General features: G+C 72.2%; 12 protein-coding genes and 1 pseudogene. 8 read left to right on the top strand and 5 right to left on the bottom strand.

Annotated features, from left to right (window positions below; translation table 11 throughout):
- The 4 genes from RCO28_RS09315 to RCO28_RS09330 all read left to right on the top strand — a co-directional run bounded on the left by RCO28_RS09315 (window position 1) and on the right by RCO28_RS09330 (window position 5,691).
- Window positions 1–876 (top strand): oxygenase MpaB family protein, encoded by an 876-nt coding sequence (locus tag RCO28_RS09315; RefSeq protein ID WP_308940740.1) that lies wholly within the window; start codon window positions 1–3, stop codon window positions 874–876.
- A complete protein-coding gene (locus tag RCO28_RS09320) occupies window positions 858–3,077 on the top strand; it encodes a serine/threonine-protein kinase (RefSeq protein ID WP_308940522.1) in 2,220 nt (739 codons plus the stop codon). The genes RCO28_RS09315 and RCO28_RS09320 overlap by 19 nt, the downstream gene beginning before the upstream one ends.
- Window positions 3,078–3,150: 73 nt before the next feature.
- Window positions 3,151–4,713, top strand: coding sequence for an NAD(P)/FAD-dependent oxidoreductase (locus tag RCO28_RS09325; RefSeq protein ID WP_308940523.1), 1,563 nt, complete (start codon window positions 3,151–3,153; stop codon window positions 4,711–4,713).
- An 84-nt stretch (window positions 4,714–4,797) separates the two neighbouring features.
- Window positions 4,798–5,691, top strand: coding sequence for a hypothetical protein (locus RCO28_RS09330; protein WP_308940524.1), 894 nt, complete (start codon window positions 4,798–4,800; stop codon window positions 5,689–5,691).
- Between the two features lie 132 nt (window positions 5,692–5,823).
- On the opposite strand, the pseudogene RCO28_RS09335 reads toward RCO28_RS09330, so the two are convergent.
- Window positions 5,824–7,634 (bottom strand): annotated as a pseudogene (locus RCO28_RS09335) (serine hydrolase).
- 175 nt (window positions 7,635–7,809) lie between these two features.
- Between RCO28_RS09335 and RCO28_RS09340 the strand changes: the two are divergent.
- The 3 genes from RCO28_RS09340 to RCO28_RS09350 all read left to right on the top strand — a co-directional run bounded on the left by RCO28_RS09340 (window position 7,810) and on the right by RCO28_RS09350 (window position 11,915).
- The gene (locus RCO28_RS09340) at window positions 7,810–8,925 is read left to right on the top strand and encodes a nitronate monooxygenase family protein (RefSeq protein WP_308940525.1); all 1,116 of its coding nucleotides are present in this window, start codon (window positions 7,810–7,812) and stop codon (window positions 8,923–8,925) included.
- Between the two features lie 212 nt (window positions 8,926–9,137).
- Window positions 9,138–10,688, top strand: a complete 1,551-nt coding sequence (locus tag RCO28_RS09345; protein WP_308940526.1) for an acyl-CoA synthetase — start codon at window positions 9,138–9,140, stop codon at window positions 10,686–10,688.
- 126 nt (window positions 10,689–10,814) lie between these two features.
- Entirely contained in the window at window positions 10,815–11,915 is a 1,101-nt protein-coding gene (locus RCO28_RS09350) for an ionic transporter y4hA (protein ID WP_308940527.1), read from the top strand.
- On the opposite strand, the gene RCO28_RS09355 is transcribed toward RCO28_RS09350, so the two are convergent.
- The 3 genes from RCO28_RS09355 to RCO28_RS09365 form a co-directional block, all read right to left on the bottom strand.
- Window positions 11,905–12,108 carry a ferredoxin gene (locus tag RCO28_RS09355; RefSeq protein ID WP_308940528.1) on the bottom strand — a complete coding sequence of 68 codons (204 nt, stop codon included), beginning with the start codon at window positions 12,106–12,108 and terminating at the stop codon, window positions 11,905–11,907. The genes RCO28_RS09350 and RCO28_RS09355 overlap by 11 nt on opposite strands.
- Window positions 12,109–12,181: 73 nt before the next feature.
- Window positions 12,182–13,405 (bottom strand): cytochrome P450, encoded by a 1,224-nt coding sequence (locus RCO28_RS09360; protein ID WP_308940529.1) that lies wholly within the window; start codon window positions 13,403–13,405, stop codon window positions 12,182–12,184.
- Between the two features lie 234 nt (window positions 13,406–13,639).
- Window positions 13,640–16,120, bottom strand: a complete 2,481-nt coding sequence (locus tag RCO28_RS09365) for a penicillin acylase family protein (protein WP_308940530.1) — start codon at window positions 16,118–16,120, stop codon at window positions 13,640–13,642.
- A gap of 151 nt (window positions 16,121–16,271) precedes the next feature.
- Between RCO28_RS09365 and RCO28_RS09370 the strand changes: the two genes are divergently transcribed.
- Window positions 16,272–17,795 carry an acyl-CoA synthetase gene (locus RCO28_RS09370; protein ID WP_308940531.1) on the top strand — a complete coding sequence of 508 codons (1,524 nt, stop codon included), beginning with the start codon at window positions 16,272–16,274 and terminating at the stop codon, window positions 17,793–17,795.
- 95 nt (window positions 17,796–17,890) lie between these two features.
- Here the strand turns inward: RCO28_RS09370 and RCO28_RS09375 are convergent, their stop codons facing one another.
- The gene (locus RCO28_RS09375; RefSeq protein WP_308940532.1) at window positions 17,891–18,448 is read right to left on the bottom strand and encodes a GNAT family N-acetyltransferase; all 558 of its coding nucleotides are present in this window, start codon (window positions 18,446–18,448) and stop codon (window positions 17,891–17,893) included.
- Window positions 18,449–18,451 lie beyond the last annotated feature (3 nt).

Consider the following 18,451-nt stretch of genomic DNA (forward strand, 5'->3'; position numbering starts at 1 on the left):
ATGCACGCCGACCCGATGATGTGGATCGCGGGCGTCCGCGCGCTGTACCTGCAAGCCCTGCACCCGCGCGTCGTCCGCGGCGTCCTGCAGAACTCGGACTTTCGCCGGGACGCCTGGGGCCGCCTGCTCCGTACCGCGGACTTCGTCGGCACCCTCAGCTACGGCACCGCACAGGACGCCGAACAGGCCGCCGCCCGGATCCGCCGCATCCACCGCCGGCTCAAGGCCACCGACCCCGACACCGGCGAGGTGTACCGCGTCGACGAGCCCGAGCTGCTCCTGTGGGTGCACTGCGCCGAGGTCGCCAGCTACGTCGAAGTGCTGCGGCGCTCCGGCTTCCCGCTCACCCCGTCCCTCGCCGACCGGTACATCGACGAACAGCGCGAGAGCGCCCGCCTCGTCGGCCTCGACCCCGCCGACGTGCCCGCCGACCGGGCCGAGATGCGGGCGTACTTCGCGCGCGAACGGCCCCGGCTCGCCGTCGGCGCAGAGGCGCGGGAGGTGGACGACTTCCTGCGGAGCCCGACCACACCGCCGCTCCTCGTCCCCGCGCGCGACCTGCTCTGGCGGCGCGTGGCGAACCTCGCGTACGCCGCACTGCCCCCGTACGCCCACGAGTTGTACGGCCGGCGCGCGCCCGAACAGGGGGTGGTGGACCTGCGGTTGCGCGCCGCCGGTAACATCCTGCGCTGCGTTCCCGCATATCTGCGCTGGCAGCTGCCGCCCAAGCACATCCTGCGGGCGATGGCGCGGCTCGGCCCCGGCAGCCGACCCGCACCGTACAAACTCCGCGGACAGGCAGCCATACTGGACGGGCCGGGGAGGGCGATGCGAGGCGACGGGGGCGATACCACGAGATGGCGGACACCAGGCTGATCCAGGGCCGGTACCGGCTGCTCGACCGGATCGGGCGCGGCGGCATGGGCGAGGTGTGGCGCGCCCACGACGAGTCGCTCGACCGGCATGTCGCCGTGAAGTGCCTCAAGCCGCTCGGCCCCCAACAGGGCGACCCGGGCATCGGCAAGGTGCTGCGCGAACGCTTCCGGCGCGAGGCCCGCGTCGCCGCGTCCCTGCAGCACCGCGGCATCACCGTCGTGCACGACTTCGGCGAGGACGACGGCGTGCTCTACCTCGTCATGGAGCTCCTGGACGGCCGCAACCTCAGCCAGCTGATGGACGAGAACGGCCCCGGTCCGCTCTCCGTGCCGGACGTCGTCGACGTCACCGAACAGGTCGCGCACGCCCTCGCGTACACCCACGACCAGAGCATCATCCACCGCGACCTGAAGCCCGCCAACATCATGCGGCTCACCGACGGCACGGTGAAGATCTGCGACTTCGGCATCGCCCGGCTCGGCCACGACGTCGGCTTCACCGCGAAGCTCACCGGCACCAACATCGCCATGGGCACCCCGCACTACATGTCGCCCGAGCAGATCGGCGGCGAGCCGATCGACTACCGCAGCGACCTCTACTCCCTCGGCTGCGTCCTGTACGAGATCGCCACCGGCGCCCCGCCCTTCAACCACGGCGACGCCTGGGCCGTACTCCTCGGACACCGCGACACCACACCCGATCCGCCCCGCAGCCACCGGCCCGAACTCCCCGAGTTCCTGGAGCGGATCGTCCTGGACCTGCTCGCCAAGTCCCCCGACGACCGCCCCGGCGACGCCCGCGAACTCGCCCAGCGCATCACCGCCGCCCGCGGCGGCACCCTCGCCCACCCGGCCCCACGCCCGGCCGCACCGCAGAAGGCCAACGCCCAACTGCCGGACTGGACCCGCGGCATGACCACGGGCCCCAAGGCCACCGGCGCCGTCGACCTGCGCGCCGTCCCGCTCGACGCCGCCGCAGGCCTCACCGGCGAGTGGATCTCCCGGATCGACGGCCGCCGCACCCCCGACGCCGGACAGCCCCGCCGCGCCGAACGCTCCACCGCACCCCCGGAGTTGCTCTCCGTCCTCGCCACCCGGCACACCGCGGGCCTCAGCCTGAGCCGCCTCGGCCGCTGGGACGAGGCCGTCGAGGTGCACCGCGAAGTCGCCGCCGAACGCGAACAGGCCCTCGGCGCCGGCCACCCCGACACCCTCGCCAGCCGGTACGAAGTGGCCTTCACCCTCAGCCGCACCGGCCGGCCCGGCGAGGCCCTGCGCGAGTTCGAGCACGTCGCCCGCGGCCGCGAACGCGCCCTCGGCGCCGACCACCCCGACACGCTCGGCGCCCGCCAGGAGGTCGCCTACGTACTCGGCCAGCTGGGCCGGCACTTCGAGGCGCACGAGGTCTACTCGGCCGTGCTCGCCGGCCGCGAACGCTCCCCGCGCCTCGGCCCCGACCACCCCGACACTCTGCGCTGCCGCCACAACCTCGCCTACAACCTCAGCCGCCTCGGCCGCCTGGAGGAGGCGCACCGCACGGCCGGCGAGGTGGCCGACGCCCGCGCCCGTATCCTCGGCCCACTGCACCCCGACACGCTCGTGACGCGGTACGAAGTGGCGTACGCCCTGGGCCAGTTGGGCCGCTGGGCCGAGGCGCTGCAGACCTACCGCGAGGTGGCCGAGGCGCGCGGCCAGGCCCTCGGGCCCGAGCACCCGGACACGCTCGCCGCGCGCTACGAGGTCGGCATCAGCCTCGGCCGCCTGGGCCACAGCGCCGAGGCCCTCGCCCTCTACCGCGACCTGGCCGCCGACCGCGCCCGCGTGCACGGCCCCGAGCACCCGGAGACGCTCCGCGCCCGGCACGGCATCGGCGTCAACCTGGGCCGCCTCGGCCGCTGGCAGGAGGCCCTGGCGGAGGCCCAGGAGGTGTGCGCCGCGCGCGTACGGGCCCTGGGCGCCGACCACTCCGACACCCTGGTCAGCCGCCGCGAGGTCGCCGTCGGGTGCGGCTGGCTCGGCCGCTGGGATGAGTCGCTCGCCGAGTACCACCGGATCGCCGACTCCCGCGAACGTGTCCTGGGCACCGGCCACCCCGAGGCCCTCGCCGCCCGCCACGACGAGGCGCAGTGCCTGGAGCAGCTGGGGCGCGGGGCGGAGGCGGCTGAGCTGTACGGACGGATCGCGGCGCAGCGGGGGAGGTAGCGGTTCGCTGGGAGGTGCCCCCAGGACGGGCTGAACGGGTGGCCCCCACCCCACCCCCGTGTTAGCAAGAGCCATGCCCACCTCGACCAGCAACACCTACGACGCCGTGATCGTCGGCGGCGGCCACAACGGCCTCGTCGCCGCCGCCTACCTCGCCCGCGCCGGACGCCGTGTCCTCGTCCTGGAACGCCTCGACCACACCGGCGGCGCCGCCGTGTCCCGTTACGCCTTCGAAGGGGTGGACGCGCGCCTCTCCCGGTACTCGTACCTGGTCAGCCTGTTGCCGAAGAAGGTCGTGCGGGACCTCGACCTGTCCTTCGCGGTCCGCAAGCGGGACGTTTCCTCGTACACGCCGGTCAGCCGCGGCGGCCGCGACACCGGGCTCCTCGTCACCGGGCAGGCCGCCCGCAATCGCGAGGGCTTCCGTGAACTCACCGGTTCCGAACGGGAGTTCACGTCCTGGCAGGAGTTCTACGCGAGGACGGCGCGGCTCGCCGAGCGCGTCTTCCCGTCCCTGACCGAACCGCTGCCCACCAGGGCCGAGCTGCGCGAGCGCATCGACGACGAGGCGGCCTGGCGGATGGTGTTCGAGGAGCCGATCGGCGCGGCGATCGAGGAGCACTTCGACGACGACCTCGTCCGCGGAGTGGCCCTCACGGACGCGCTGATCGGCACGTTCGCCGACGCCCACGATCCATCCCTGCGGCAGAACCGCTGCTTCCTCTACCACGTGGTCGGCGGCGGCACCGGCGACTGGGACGTGCCCGTCGGCGGCATGGGCGCGCTGACCGACGCACTCGCCGAGTCCGCGCGCGCCGCGGGCGCCGACCTCCGCACCGGCCACGAGGTGCTGCACATCGACACCGACGGCAGCCGTGCCGAGGTCACCCACCGCACCCCCGACGGCACCGAGGCCACGGTCACCGCACGGCACGTCCTCGTCAACGCCTCGCCCGAGGCCCTGGCGTCCCTGCTCGGCGAAACCCCGCCCGAGCCCCCGGCGGAGGGCGCCCAGCTCAAGGTCAACATGCTGCTCAAGCGGCTGCCCCGGCTCCGCGACAGCGCCGTCGACCCGCGCCGCGCCTTCGCCGGTACGTTCCATGTCGCCGAGGGATACGGGCAGTTGGCCACCGCGTACGCCGAGGCGAGCGCGGGCCGGCTGCCCACCGCGCCCCCGTCGGAGATCTACTGCCACTCCCTGACCGACCCGTCGATCCTCGGCGCGGAGCTCGCCGCCGAGGGCTACCAGACCCTCACCCTCTTCGGCCTGCACGCCCCGGCCCGCCTGTTCACCGCCGACAACGACGCGGCCCGCGAGGCACTCCTGAAGTCGACCCTCGCGCAGCTCGACTCCTACCTCGACGAGCCCCTCGCGGACTGCCTGGCGGAGGACGCGCAGGGCCGCCCGTGTATCGAGGCGAAGACCCCGCTCGACCTGGAACGGGACCTCAGGCTGCCCGGCGGCAACATCTTCCACCGCGACCTGTCGTTCCCGTACGCACAGGAGGGAACCGGGCGGTGGGGTGTGGAGACCTCGTACGCCAACGTCCTGCTGTGCGGGGCGGGCGCGGTGCGCGGCGGGGGCGTCAGCGGCATTCCGGGACACAACGCCGCGATGGTCGTTCTGGGGCACTGACCAGGGGCGGAGGAGGCCCGGCCGGTGTGAAAGGGTGACCCGACGGCGGAACGTGCAAGGTCTGCCCGCCGGGGAGGGAGAACCGTGAGCACTGGCCAGGTCCGCACCATGGTGAGCCTGATGGCGCAGGGGGCGCCCGTCGAGGTCACCAGCATGTGGGCGACCGTGGGCAAACTGTCCCGACTCGCGCACCTCGGTGAGCAGTTCGGCTACCAGTACGCCGACGCCCGCTATGTCAGCAAGGGCACCCAGCTCCTGATGGTCCCCGACACGCAGCCGCAGGCGCAGCAGCGTGCGCAGCAGGCGTGGGCGCAGTTCCCGCAGGCGGCGGCCGGCGGTCAGCTGCCGCCGCTGCCGCAGCAGGCGCCCGAACTCCTCAAGACGCAGGTCCACTTCGACCTCAGCGGCCGGCACAACGAGAAGCGCCGCGTCCTGGCGGTCATCCCGATCACGGTCGTGGTGCTGCTGCGTCTGATGCGGGACGGTGCGGACGCGGCGGCGTTCTGGATCCCGTTCTGGGTTTTCGCGATGTGCCTGGCTGTGGGGATGGTGTTCTACCACCGCAAGCAGCACGCCAAGTACGGGGCGCAGTTGCAGGCGGCCGGGTATGTGCAGGTCCCTGACCCGACGGGCCGGGTGCATTACGTCCCTGCGGGCAGCTCGCTCGCGGCCCATGCGGTGCCGATGGGGCCGCCTGCTGGGCAGGTTCCGCCGCAACAGCAACAGCCGTACGGCGGGCAGCAGTTCGGCAACCAGGCGCCGCAGGTTGCGCAGCAGCAGTATCAGCAGCAGCCGCCGCCGCAGCAGTATCAGCAGCAGGAGCCGCAGCAGTACCAGCAGCAGCCTTACGCGCCGCAGCCCCAGCAGCAGCCCCAGCCTCCGGCTTACGGTCAGCAGCAGCCGTACGGCGGTCAGCCGCAGCAGCAGCCGTACGGGCAGCAGGCGCCGTATGGACAGCAGCCTCCGCAGCAGTACTGAGGTCGGGCCGGGCGGGCCAGGGCGTTCCTTTCCCCTGCCCGCCCCTTCCCGAAAGTCCTGCGGACAGCGGCACCGCAGATCGCCCTTCGGGCGCGTCCTCACACGCCGGACGGGCTGAAATAGGGGCCCGTCTCAGTCCGACGACCGCCCCCACCCGACCGCCACAACCCCCGCCGCATCCCCCGGACGGGCCTCGTCGAAGACCGTCCGTGCTCCGTCCTCCACCCGCACCCCGTCCACGTACACCCCCCGCCCCACGTACAACCGATCCGTGGCGTACCGCCACCGCAGCCGGACCTGACCGCCCCGCCACCGTGCGAGATCCGCCGTCAGGCGGTGCCAGACGCGGCCCGCGTAGCCCGAGACGGAACCGGACGTGTGGTGCTCGGGTTCCTGACCGGCGCGGCGGGTCGTGAAGGGCACCGGGTGCCAGGTCGTGCCCCCGTCGTCGGACGCCTCCAAGTGCAGCCGGTCGGAGCCGGGCTCGGTGTCCCACCACAGGGAGCAGCGCAGCCGGGCGCGGGTGGAGGAGAGGCCGAGGTCGGGGAGCGTGAGCGTGGCCGTGGTCGAGCCCGCCATGCCGGAGTACCAGGCGGTGCGGCCGTGGGCCGGTCGTACGGGAACGGCGCGGGCGAGCCGGTTCGCCGCGGCCACCCGGGGCGCCGAGCCCGAGCGCCAACTCCGCGCCGGATGAACGGAGTTGCCGAGCATCACCAGGAACGAGTCGGTGGTCGGGTCGAGGACCAGGCAGGTGCCGGTGAAGCCGGTGTGGCCCGCGGTGCGCGGGGTGGCCATCGCGCCCATGTACCAGTGCTGGTAGAGCTCGAAGCCGAGGCCGTGCTCGTCGCCCGGGAAGTCGGTGTTGAAGTCGGTGAACATCAGCTCCACCGACTCCGGCCGCAGGATCCGGGCCCGGCCGTACGAACCGCCGTTGAGCAGCGTGCGCCCGAGCACGGCGAGGTCCCAGGCGCAGGAGAACACGCCCGCGTGCCCGGCGACCCCGCCGAGGCTGAAGGCGTTCTCGTCGTGCACCTCGCCCCAGACCAGTCCGCGTTCGAGTCCTGACCAGGGCTGCCGGGCGTCCTCGGTCGCGGCGATCTTCGGGCGCCAGGACGCGGGCGGGTTGTAGCGGGTGCGGCGCATGCCGAGCGGTGCCGTGATCTCGTCGCGGAGCAGGGCGTCGAGCGGCCGTCCGGTGATCTTCTCCAGGACCAGCTGGAGGGAGATCAGGTTGAGGTCCGAGTAGAGATAGGCCGTGCCGGGCGGGGCGAGCAGCTGCTCGTCCCAGATGAGCTGGAGCTTGCCCTCGTACGTCGGCTCCTTGTAGAGCGGGATCCAGGCGCGGAACCCGGACGTGTGCGTGAGGAGTTGGCGTACCGTCACGTGCTGTTTGCCGCCGGAGCCGAACTCCGGCAGATGCTGCGCCACCCGGTCCTCGAGCCCCAGTTCGCCCCGCTCGATCTGCTGGACGGCCAGGATGGACGTGAACAGCTTGGAGACGGACGCCAGGTCGTAGACCGTGTCGGCGGCGGCCGGGATCTGCTGCTGGGCGGGAACTCCACACCGGTGTCGGTCTTCTCCTCGTACGCGGAGTAGCGCACGGCCATGCCGATCGGCTGGTGCAGCGCCACCGTTCCGCCGCGCCCGGCGAGGAGCACAGCGCCCGCGTACCAGGGATGCCTGGGCGAGGGGCCGAGGAACTTCTCGGCGTCCGCGACGAGTTGGCGCAGCTCGCCGGGGAGCAGCCCGGCGCGTTCGGCGGAGCCGTGGCGGAGTGTGGGCCGGTCGCCGGGGGCGTCGGGCGCGGCCTCCGGTGGGGCCGCCGCCGCGGGGCCCGCGGGGAAGGGGGCGAGCGCGACCGCCCCGCCCAGGGCCATCAGGCCGGTGCCGAGGCGGCGCCGGGTGAGGCCTCGTCTGTCGCCGTCCGCGCGGCCTTCCCCCATGTGCCCGCCTCCCCGCGTGAAAGTATCTTTCGTACGCGCCCTCGACAGCTGAAACTTTCTTGCCGGGCCTGGTCGGTGTCAACCCCGTGAGCCGAAGTGGCGGCAGCCGCAGGGAATCTGACACTGCATCAGAAAATCTCTTCCGTCGGCCGACGCGCTGCGGCATCCTGCGCGCATGCAGACGGAGCTGAGCAAGAAACTCGGAGTCGAGCACGCCATCTTCGGCTTCACGCCCTTCCCCGCGGTGGCCGCCGCCATCAGCAGGGCCGGCGGTTTCGGCGTGCTCGGAGCAGTCCGCTACACCGCCCCCGACGACCTCAAACGCGACCTCGACTGGGTGCACGCCCACACCGACGGCAAGCCCTACGGCCTGGACGTGGTGATGCCCGCCAAGAAGGTCGAAGCCAAAGGGAATCAAACACTGTCCGAGGCCGATGTCGAGGCGATGATCCCGGCCGGGCACCGGGAGTTCGTCCAGGCCACCCTCGCCAAGCACGGCGTACCCGAACTCGCCGAGGGGGAGGCCTCCGGCTGGCGCATCACGGGCTGGATGGAACAGGTCGCCCGCAGCCAGCTCGACGTCGCCTTCGACTACCCGATCAAACTCCTCGCCAACGCCCTCGGCTCGCCGCCCGCCGACGTCATCGAGCGCGCCCACGCCCACGGCATCCTCGTCGCCGCCCTCGCGGGCAGCGCCCGGCACGCGCGCAAGCACGCCGACGCCGGGATCGACATCGTCGTCGCGCAGGGCTACGAGGCGGGCGGCCACACCGGCGAGATCGCCTCCATGGTGCTCACACCCGACGCGGTCGAGGCGGTCGCCCCGCTCCCCGTCCTCGCCGCCGGCGGCATCGGCAGCGGCGAACAGATCGCCGCCGCACTGGCGTTGGGCGCGCAGGGCGTGTGGACCGGCTCCATCTGGCTCACCACCACCGAGGCCGACCTGCACTCCCGCAAGCTCACCGAGAAACTCCTCGCGGCCACCTCGTCCGACACGGTCCGCTCCCGCGCCCTCACCGGCAAACCCGCGCGCCAGCTCCGCACCGAGTGGACCGACGCCTGGGACGACCCGGCCGGCCCCGGCGCCCTGCCGATGCCCCTCCAGGGCCTGCTCGTCGCGGAGGCTGTGTCCCGGATCCAGAAGTACGAGGTGGACGCGCTCCTCGGTACGCCGGTGGGGCAGATCGTCGGCCGGATGAACGCCGAGCGGAGCGTGCGGGGTGTCTTCGACGAGCTGACTCGGGGGTTCGAGCGGGCGATCGATCGGATCAATCGGATAGCGGGCCGTTGAGCCGCGCTCCCCTGTTTCGTTGTTTTCCGCGGGCAGGTGGGGGCTGGTCGCGCCCACGCGGCGGAGCCGCATATGTCACAGCCCCGCGCCCCTGAGGGGCCCGGGAGATGGCGCACGAAGTGCCCATCTCAGGGGCGCGGGGAACTGCGCGAGCAACCACGACGAAAGCCGCACCCGGCCAGGAACAGAACTCCGCAGAAGGGATGCCGCACATGCCCGACCACCCCAACGGCTTCTGGGCGCAGGCCCAAGCCGACCAGGACCGCACGGTCCTGCACGCCCCGGACGGGGAAGAATGGTCCGCAGCCCGCCTGCACGCCGCCGCCAACCGGATGGTCCACGCCCTCCGCGAGGCGGGCCTCGAAAAGGGGGACGCCTTCGCCGTCGTCCTCCCCAACGGAGTGGAGTTCTTCACCGCCTACCTCGCCGCCGCCCAGGCCGGCTTCTACCTGGTCCCCGTCAACCATCACCTCGTCGGCCCCGAGATCGCCTGGATCGTCTCCGACTCCGGTGCCAAGGTCCTCATCGCCCACGAGCGCTTCGCCGACGCCGCCCGCGCCGCCGCCGACGAGGCGAAGCTCCCCGACAGTCGGCGGTACGCGGTCGGCACGGTCGAGGGATTCCGTCCGTACGACCGACTCCTGGACGGGCAGCCCGAGTCCGCGCCCGCCGAACGGACCCTCGGCTGGGTCATGAACTACACCTCGGGCACCACCGGCCGCCCCCGGGGCATCCGCCGCCCGCTCTCCGGAAAGCTCCCCGAGGAGTCGTACCTCGGCGGGTTCCTCGGCATCTTCGGCGTCAAGCCCTTCGACGGCAACGTCCACCTCGTCTGCTCGCCGCTCTACCACACGGCCGTGCTGCAGTTCGCGGGCGCGTCGCTGCACATCGGGCACCCGCTCGTCCTGATGGACAAGTGGACGCCCGAGGAGATGCTGCGCCTCATCGACCGGCACTCCTGCACGCACACGCACATGGTCCCCACCCAGTTCCACCGGCTGCTCGCGCTGCCGCAGGAGACCAAGGACCGGTACGACGTGTCCTCGATGCGGCACGCCATCCACGGCGCCGCGCCCTGCCCGGACCATGTGAAGCGGGCCATGATCGACTGGTGGGGGAGCTGCGTCGAGGAGTACTACGCGGCCAGCGAGGGCGGCGGCGCCTTCGCCACCGCCGAGGACTGGCTGAAGAAGCCCGGCACCGTCGGCAAGGCCTGGCCGATCAGCGAACTCGCCGTCTTCGACGACGACGGCAACCGGCTGCCGCCCGGCGAACTCGGCACCGTCTACATGAAGATGTCGACCGGCGGCTTCGCCTACCACAAGGACGAGGACAAGACCCGGAAGAACCGGATCGGGGACTTCTTCACCGTGGGCGACCTCGGCGTCCTCGACGAGGACGGCTATCTCTTCCTGCGCGACCGCAAGATCGACATGATCATCTCCGGGGGCGTCAACATCTACCCGGCGGAGATCGAGTCGGTGCTCCTCGGCCACCCCGCCGTCGCCGACGCCGCCGCGTTCGGCATCCCGCACGACGACTGGGGCGAGGAGGTCAAGGCCGTCGTCGAGGTCGCCGACGGCCACACCTCCGGGGACGCGCTCGCCACCGACATCCTCGCCCACTGCGAGGAACGCCTCGCCGGCTACAAGCGGCCCAAGTCCGTCGACTTCATCGCCGCGATGCCCCGCGACCCCAACGGCAAGCTCTACAAACGACGGCTGCGCGCACCGTACTGGGAGGGCCGCGAACGCGCACTCTGAGGACTGTCCGCGCGGCCGGGCTCCGGTACGACACCGCTGGTCACAGCCGTGTGGGCCACCTCGCGAACCGTGCGTGTCGGGCCAATTCGGGCAGCGGATCACGCGGTCGCCTGAGAGCGTGTGCTCATGGCTTCACAACCCGGTCCGCTCACCAAGGTCGGCACGATCGTGGTGCCCCTGCTCGCCGTCGTCGTCCTCGTCTTCACCTGGGGACGCGATCTGCCGGGGCCCGTCGTGGTGCTTGTCGCGGTCGTCCTCGCGGGCGCGGTGCTCTCCGCCGTGCACCATGCCGAGGTCGTCGCGCACAAGGTCGGCGAACCCTTCGGGTCGCTGGTGCTCGCGGTCGCCGTGACCGTCATCGAAGTGGCCCTGATCGTCACCCTGATGGCCGACGGCGGGGCCAAGACGTCCTCGCTGGCCCGGGACACCGTGTTCGCCGCTGTGATGATCACCTGCAACGGCATCGTCGGCCTCGCCCTGCTCGTCGGCGCCTGGCGCGGCGGCGTCGCGCCCTTCAGCACCGAGGGCACCGTCGCCGCCATCGCCACCATGGCGACCCTCGCCACGCTCAGCCTGGTCCTGCCGACGTTCACCACCAGCAAGCCGGGGCCGGAGTTCACCGGCGCCCAACTCGCCTTCGCCGCCGTCGTATCGCTCGCGGTGTACGGGCTCTTCGTGGCCATGCAGACCGTCCGGCACCGTGAGTACTTCCTGCCCGTCACCCGCGACGGCGAGGTCCTGGACGAGGAGGACATCGCCCACCCGCCCAGCGACAAGGAGGCGCTTCTCAGCCTCGGCATGCTGCTCATCGCCCTGGTCGCGGTGGTCGGCGACACCAAGACCATCTCGCCGGTCATCGAGTCCGGCGTCGAGGCGGCGGGTCTGCCGCAGGCCTTCGTCGGCGTGATCATCGCGCTGATGGTGCTGCTCCCCGAGACCCTCGCCGCGCACCGCTCCGCGCTCCGCGACCGTACCCAGATCAGCCTCAACCTCGCGCACGGCTCCGCCATCGCGAGCATCGGCCTCACCATCCCGGCGATCGCCATCGCCTCCATCTGGATGGAAGGACCGCTGGTCCTCGGCCTCGGCCCGACGCACATGGTGATGCTCGCCCTGACTGTGGTGGTGAGCATCCTGACCTTGGTCACGGGCCGCGCGACGCTGCTGCAGGGCGGCCTGCACCTGGTGCTGTTCGCCTCGTTCGTGTTCCTGGCGATCAGCCCCTGACCGTGATGGCGGCCGCCGGGCAGAGCCCCGCCGCCAGCCGGGCCGCGGCGCGCTGTCCGGGTCCCGGCCGAGGGGTGAGCAGCAGCACGCGGCCGTCCTCGTCGTCCTGGTCGAAGACCTCGGGCGCGGTCAGGGCGCACATGCCGGAACCGGCGCAGCGCTCGCGGTCGACGGTGAGCTCGGTGGATTCCATGACCCTCTTCCTCTCCTCTGCCGTCCGGCGTGTCCTCTGCCGTCCGGCGTGTCCTCTGTCGTCCGGCGCGTGTTCAGTCCCGGTCCCAGGTGACCGGGAGGCTCCGTACGCCGTAGATGTTGTTCCGCTCGCGCATCGGGACCTCGGACGGGTCGACCGCGAGACGCAGCGTCGGGAAGCGGCGCAGCAGGGCCGGCAGCGCGATCTGCATCTCCACGCGGGCCAGTTGCTGCCCGAGGCACTGGTGCACTCCGTGCCCGAACGCGACATGACCGGCGGCCCGGCGGCGCAGGTCGAGCCGGTCGGGCTCGGGGAACTGCGCCGGGTCGCGGTTGGCGGCCTGGAAGGAGAGGGTGACCGTCTCGCCCGCCCTGATCAGCCGCCCGTCCACCTCGACGTCCTCCAGGGCGGTCCGCACCGCGGGGTCGGCCACCGTGAGGTAGCGCAGGAGCTCCTCCACGGCCGGGCCCGCGAGTTCGGGTTCGGCGCGGAGCGCGGCGAGCTGCTCGGGGTTGCTCAGGAGCGCGAACGTACCGAGGGCGATCATGTTGGCCGTGGTGTCGAGCCCGGCGGCGAGCAACAGGCCGCCCACACCGGCCAGTTCCTCGTCGGAGAGGTCGGTCTCGGTGAGGTCGCTGAGCAGGTCGTCGGTCGGCTCGGCCCGTTTGGTGGCGGCGAGGTCCTTCACGTACGACTCGACCGCGCCGTAGGCCGCGGCCTTGTCCTCGGCGCTCGCGCGCTGGTCGAAGAGCGTCGCCACCTGCCCGGTGAACCGCTCGCGGTCGGCGTACGGGACGCCGAGCAGCTCGCAGATCATCTGAGCCGGAACCGGGTGCGCGTACGCCTGCACCAGGTCGAGGCCGGGGCCGTGCGCGGCCATCGCGTCCAGGTGCGTGGCGGTGATCTCCTCGACCCGGTCGGTGAGCAGGCGCATCCGGCGGACCGTGAACTTGCCGGTGAGCAGGCGCCGGTAGCGGGTGTGGTCCGGGGCGTCCATGCCGGTGAAGTCGCCGGGCCCGGCGGGCGGTATCTCGACGCCCTCCAGGCCCGGCATCGGCAGGTGCAGCAACTCGTACCGGGCGCTGAACCGCTGGTCCGCCATGATCGCGCGGACCGCGCCGTGCCCGGTGGCGAGCCAGCCGTGGTGCCCGTCCGGGTACGTCATCCGACGCAGCGGCTGCTCCTCGCGCAGGGCGGTGAGCTCGGCGGGCGGGTCGAAGGGGCAGCCGGTGTGGCGTTCCGTGGGGAAGGCGGTCACGTCGGCGGGGGTGGGCGTGGGCGTGGGCTCTTGCGTCATGGGGTCCTCCGTACGACGGCAGGTCGGTGAGCGAGAGGCTCGGTGACGCCATAGTGGCACATGTATGGCGCCAATGCGAGCAACCTTGGCGCACATGCGGCGCCAAGGCGTCAAGGTGTCAAGGCGTCAAGAGGGTCAAGAGCGCCAAGAGGGCCAAGAGCGCCAAGCGTCAAAAGAGAAGTGGGGCCGGTGAACCGGCCCCACTCGACGCTCACGTACCGTCCCTCGCCCCGCCTACCGCTGCCGCACCTTCACCACCTTCAGCTCGGGCGAGGCGAGGATGTCCCGCTCGCAGAAGCGCGAGGTCGCCCAGCGCTTCTGTGCGTAGAGCCGGGTCTGGTCGCTCAGATGCGGCGACTTCGGGTTCTCGGACTGGGAGTACGTCAGCAGCGTGCGCGCCACCGGGCAGCGGCTGCCGTCGAAGCCGACCGCCTGGATGTAGCTGGAGCCGTGCGCCACCTCCGTATAGCCGGCGGCCGGGTCCCATGTGGGCTCCAGCTTGTTCCACACGCCGAGCGACTCGGTGCCGCCGTGCACCGGGATACGCTCCCCGGCCCGCTCCACCGTCTGGTGTGCCGACAGCGGCGCGTCCGGCGCGATGCCCGCCCGGTCCAGCTCGGCGACCGCGTCCGCGAGGGCGCGCGCGAAACCGGGGTGCGCGGTGTCGAGGCTGTGCGGGGTGCGCACCGGGTCGGCGGCGGAGAACGGCACCTTCCACCGCTCGGCCGCCGGAACGCCCGCCGTCAGCTTCCGCCAGAACCGGTCGAAGAGCAGCGCGCCCCTGCTCTCCGGGTTCATCGTCCGGTCCCAGGCGCCGATCGCAGCACAGGCCGCTCGCACATCAACTGCCTTGCCGTCACTGCCCGTTGCTCTGCCGTCGGGCAGCGCCGCGCAGGCCTTCGCCACGTCCTCGGCGGTACGGTCACCGGCCGGAACGCGGTTCGCGAACTGCTGCTTCTGCAGGTCGCGCACCGTGAGCCGACCCCGGTCCGCCATCGCCGCCACGTCCTCGACGGCGCCCCGCGTCCGCATCGACCGCTGCGTGCCCACCGTGCCGAAGATCCGCTCGTACCCGGTCAGCGGCCGGTCCAGGTTGGCCAGCCACGCGCTGTCGTTGGAGTTCTCGGCGTACGGCGCGTCCTCCAAGGTCGGCATCCGGCTCGGCCCGAACACGCCGGGCTGCAGCGCGTCCGGGTCCTCGCCGAGCGCGCACTCCCCGCGCGAACCGTCGAGCACGGCGAGCCCCGCACTCGGGTACGTGGCCTCGCCGAGCGCCGTCGAACAGCGCTCCGCCAGCTCGTCCGTGATCCTCGGCAGCACCTGCGACTGCGTGAACAGCGTGTGCCCCGCCGAGTCGGCCGCGATGGTGTTCACCCACGGATGCCCCTGCGTACGGGCGAGCGCCGCTTTGATCTCCTTGGTGCTGCGCGCCTTGTTGAGCGCGAGGGAGGCGTCGCTCAGGCGCATATTGGCGGCGTTCGGGTCGTTCAGCGCGTACGCCGTCGACTTCGTCCAGGGCAGCGGAAGGCCGGCGCCGAGCGAGGTGACGACCGGGCCGTAGCGCGTCCACCACTGGGACCGGGTGACCTGCTCGCCGCCCTCGGTGCCGACGGTGACCGTCCGCTTCTTCATACGGTGCCGCTCGCCGTCCACGAGGTACGTCGTCGGGTCGGACGGGTCGAGCTTCAGCTCGTGCAGGTTCATCGGCACGCCGGTCGCCACGGTGTGGCTCCACGCGACGGACGCGTTGTGCCCGATCGACACGGAGGTGGCGCCGAGCAACGAGCCGCCGGAGACGTTCAGTTCACCGGGAATCGTCTGCTGCGACTGCCAGAACCTGCGGCCGCCGTGCCACGGATAGTGCGGGTTGCCGAGCAGCAGGCCGCGCCCGTTCGCCGTGGTCGAGCCCGCGAAGGCGACCGCGTTGGAACCCATGTCGGCGTTCTGCGCGGGGAACAACTCGCGTGCGGCATCGGCCACTTGGTCCCGGTCGGGCGCCGCGGTCGCCGTACGCGCGGTCGTCGCCGTACGCGTCGTTGCCGTACGCGCAGTTGTCGTACCCGTGGTCGCCGTCCGCGTGCCCGTCGGCGGCTGTGCCGACGTGATCGCGTCGGCCGCGCGGCCCTGGCCGCCGAGGACGGCGAGCGCGAAGGCCCGCCGGGCCACGTCGAGGGAGGTGATCGGCCGCACCCACGGCGCGCCCTTGCACGCCGGGTCGGTGATGGGGTTCTGCTCCAGCCAGGCGTTGTAGCCCGCCGCGTATCCGCGCATCAACTCCCGCACCTCGTGCCCCGGACCGACCGGCGCGTCCACGGCGAGCAGCTTCTCGACGGTCTTCGCGTCCCGCACCCCGCGGAAGAACAGGTCACTGGAGAGATTCGTGGACGCGGACGACAGCGACTGGTCGGGCTTCCCCTCCGCGCCGAAGAACTTCGACCGCTCGCCGCGCAGCGTCACATGGCCGTCGGCGAGCGTGCACACCTGGTCGTTCGCCTGCGCCCACCCGGTGCCGAAGCCGAGGTTCGCGTAGTCCTTCGCCACGATGTGCGGAATGCCGTACTCGGTGTACCGGATCGTCGCGGCGAGCCCGCCGCCCGAGGCCCGCTCCGCACTCCCGCTGCCGCCCCCGGCGTCGGCCGGGGCGGGGGACGCGGTGGCGGCTACGGACAGCAGCGCGGTGGCCAACAGAATGAGCCGTCTCCAGCGGTTTCGCATGGCACTCCCAACAGGTCTGCGGGCAGGGCCGGTTGAGCGTACTAAGCGGTAGGTCAGTTGGTACAGGGTCCGGAACGGACACGCCCGACACGGCACACCCGGCACCCCCGACGTCTTGACCACCCGTCGTGCGGCGACCGAGGATCACGCCATGACGGACGTACGAGGCGAGAGCCCGGCGCACGGCGGCGCGCGGGGCGACACGGTCGACGGGATGCTCCGGCGCAGCGCCCGCCGCACCCCCGACCGCACGGCACTGCGCTACGCCGACCGCACCTGGACCTACGCCGCGCTCGACGACGCGGTCTCCCGGGCGGCCCGCGTGCTGCTCGACCAGGGCCTGCGCCCCGGCGACCGGGTCGGCGCCTACGGGCACAACTCCGACGCGTACCTCATCGGCTTCCTCGGCTGCGCCCGGGCCGGGCTCGTGCATGTGCCCGTCAACCACAACCTCACCGGCGACGACCTCGCGTACATCGTCCGCCAGTCCGGCAGCGCGCTCGTCCTCACCGACCCCGATCTGCGCGAGCAACTCCCGCAGGACGTACGGGCGTTGGCGCTGCGCGACACGGACGACGCGCTCCTGTCCCGGCTCCCGGCGGCTGCTCCGTACGACGGTCCGCAGCCCGGCGCCGAGGATCTGGCGCAGCTGCTCTACACCTCGGGGACGACGGCCGACCCCAAGGGCGCGATGATGACGCACCGGGCGCTCGTGCACGAGTACGTCTCCGCGATCCACGCGCTCGACCTGGGCGAGGCCGACCGGCCCGTGCACTCGCTGCCGCTGTACCACTCGGCGCAGATGCATGTGTTCCTGCTGCCGTATCTCGCCGTCGGCGCGGAGAACACCATCATCGACGCCCCGCAGCCGCAGCAGATCTTCGACCTGGTCGAAGCGGGCCGCGCGGACAGCCTGTTCGCGCCGCCGACGGTGTGGATCGCGCTCGCCAACCACCCCGAGTTCGCCACGCGCGACCTGGGCCCGCTCCGCAAGGCGTACTACGGCGCCTCGATCATGCCCGTACCGGTCCTGGAGCGGCTGCGCGGACGGCTGCCCGGGCTCGCGTTCTACAACTGCTTCGGCCAGAGCGAGATCGGCCCGCTCGCCACCGTCCTCGGGCCCGACGAGCACGAGGGGCGGATGGACTCGTGCGGGCGGCCCGTCCTCTTCGTCGAGGCGCGGGTCGTGGACGAGTCGGGCAAGCCCGTCCCGGACGGCACGGCGGGCGAAGTGGTGTACCGCTCCCCGCAGTTGTGCGAGGGCTACTGGGACAAGCCGCAGGAGACGGCGGAGGCGTTCCGCGACGGCTGGTTCCACTCCGGTGACCTGGCGGTACGGGACGCGGAGGGCTATTTCACCGTCGTGGACCGCGTCAAGGACGTCATCAACTCCGGCGGCGTCCTCGTCGCCTCGCGCCAGGTCGAGGACGCGCTCTACACCCACCCGCAGGTCGCCGAGGTCGCGGTGATCGGCCTCCCGCACGAGCGGTGGATCGAGGCGGTCACGGCGGTGGTCGTACGGCGCGGTGCGGTGGACGAGGCCGAACTCGTCGCGCACGCCCGAGAGTCGCTGGCCGCGTTCAAGGCTCCGAAGCGGGTGGTCTTCGTGGACGAGCTGCCGCGGAACGCGAGCGGGAAGATCCTGAAGAGGGAGCTGCGGGATCGGTGGTCGTGAGGCTCCGGCGACTCGGGTGCCGTTGATCGCCCTGCGGGCTCGTCCTCAAAGTCCCCCAGCTACCGCTGGGAGGTGCCCCAGGGCGGGCTGATTTTTCACATGGGGAACGAGCGCAAACGCAGCTCCCCGGCGGGCCACCCCGCGCCGTTCCCGTCCTCGTCCTCCCGCAACGCCGTCCACATCGTGCGCAACGGCATCACCACCGGCCCGGCGTGCTGCTCGACCAGAACGTCCTGCTCAAGCAGGTGCCAGCCGAGCCGCCCGTACAGCGCCACCAACGGCGGGCGGCAGAACAGCAGGGCGTGCCGCGGCCCCATGGTGCGGGCGTGGTCGAGCGCCGCCGCGAGGACCTGCCGGGCGAGACCCCGCCCCCGCACATCGGCGGCGACCGCGACGCCGCCCACGCCGACCAGCTCCTGTTCGTCGTCCCCGACCGTCACCGGCAACCGCAGCAGACCGGCGTGCGCCACCAGGCGGCCGTCGAGCCTGATGCCGAAGTGGACCTCCTTGGGCAGCCAGGTCAGGCCCGTCTCGGCGACGCCGAAGGGGTCGTCGCCGTCGCCGAGGATCTCGACCTGCTCGGCACGGGAGTAGGAGTCCAGCCGAACTGCACGCAGACCCAGCGCGGTTGAGGGGGTCACAGGTTCCGTCATGCG

This window comes from Streptomyces sp. LHD-70, from assembly GCF_031157275.1.
GTDB lineage: Bacteria > Actinomycetota > Actinomycetes > Streptomycetales > Streptomycetaceae > Streptomyces.

Coding starts and splice junctions, on each gene's coding strand:
- RCO28_RS09315 (WP_308940740.1), top strand. CDS start 1: ATGCACGCCGACCCGATGATGTGGATCGCGGGCGTCCGCGCGCTGTAC.
- RCO28_RS09320 (WP_308940522.1), top strand. CDS start 858: ATGGCGGACACCAGGCTGATCCAGGGCCGGTACCGGCTGCTCGACCGG.
- RCO28_RS09325 (WP_308940523.1), top strand. CDS start 3,151: ATGCCCACCTCGACCAGCAACACCTACGACGCCGTGATCGTCGGCGGC.
- RCO28_RS09340 (WP_308940525.1), top strand. CDS start 7,810: ATGCAGACGGAGCTGAGCAAGAAACTCGGAGTCGAGCACGCCATCTTC.
- RCO28_RS09345 (WP_308940526.1), top strand. CDS start 9,138: ATGCCCGACCACCCCAACGGCTTCTGGGCGCAGGCCCAAGCCGACCAG.
- RCO28_RS09350 (WP_308940527.1), top strand. CDS start 10,815: ATGGCTTCACAACCCGGTCCGCTCACCAAGGTCGGCACGATCGTGGTG.
- RCO28_RS09355 (WP_308940528.1), bottom strand. CDS start 12,108: ATGGAATCCACCGAGCTCACCGTCGACCGCGAGCGCTGCGCCGGTTCC.
- RCO28_RS09360 (WP_308940529.1), bottom strand. CDS start 13,405: ATGACGCAAGAGCCCACGCCCACGCCCACCCCCGCCGACGTGACCGCC.
- RCO28_RS09365 (WP_308940530.1), bottom strand. CDS start 16,120: ATGCGAAACCGCTGGAGACGGCTCATTCTGTTGGCCACCGCGCTGCTG.
- RCO28_RS09370 (WP_308940531.1), top strand. CDS start 16,272: ATGACGGACGTACGAGGCGAGAGCCCGGCGCACGGCGGCGCGCGGGGC.
- RCO28_RS09375 (WP_308940532.1), bottom strand. CDS start 18,448: ATGACGGAACCTGTGACCCCCTCAACCGCGCTGGGTCTGCGTGCAGTT.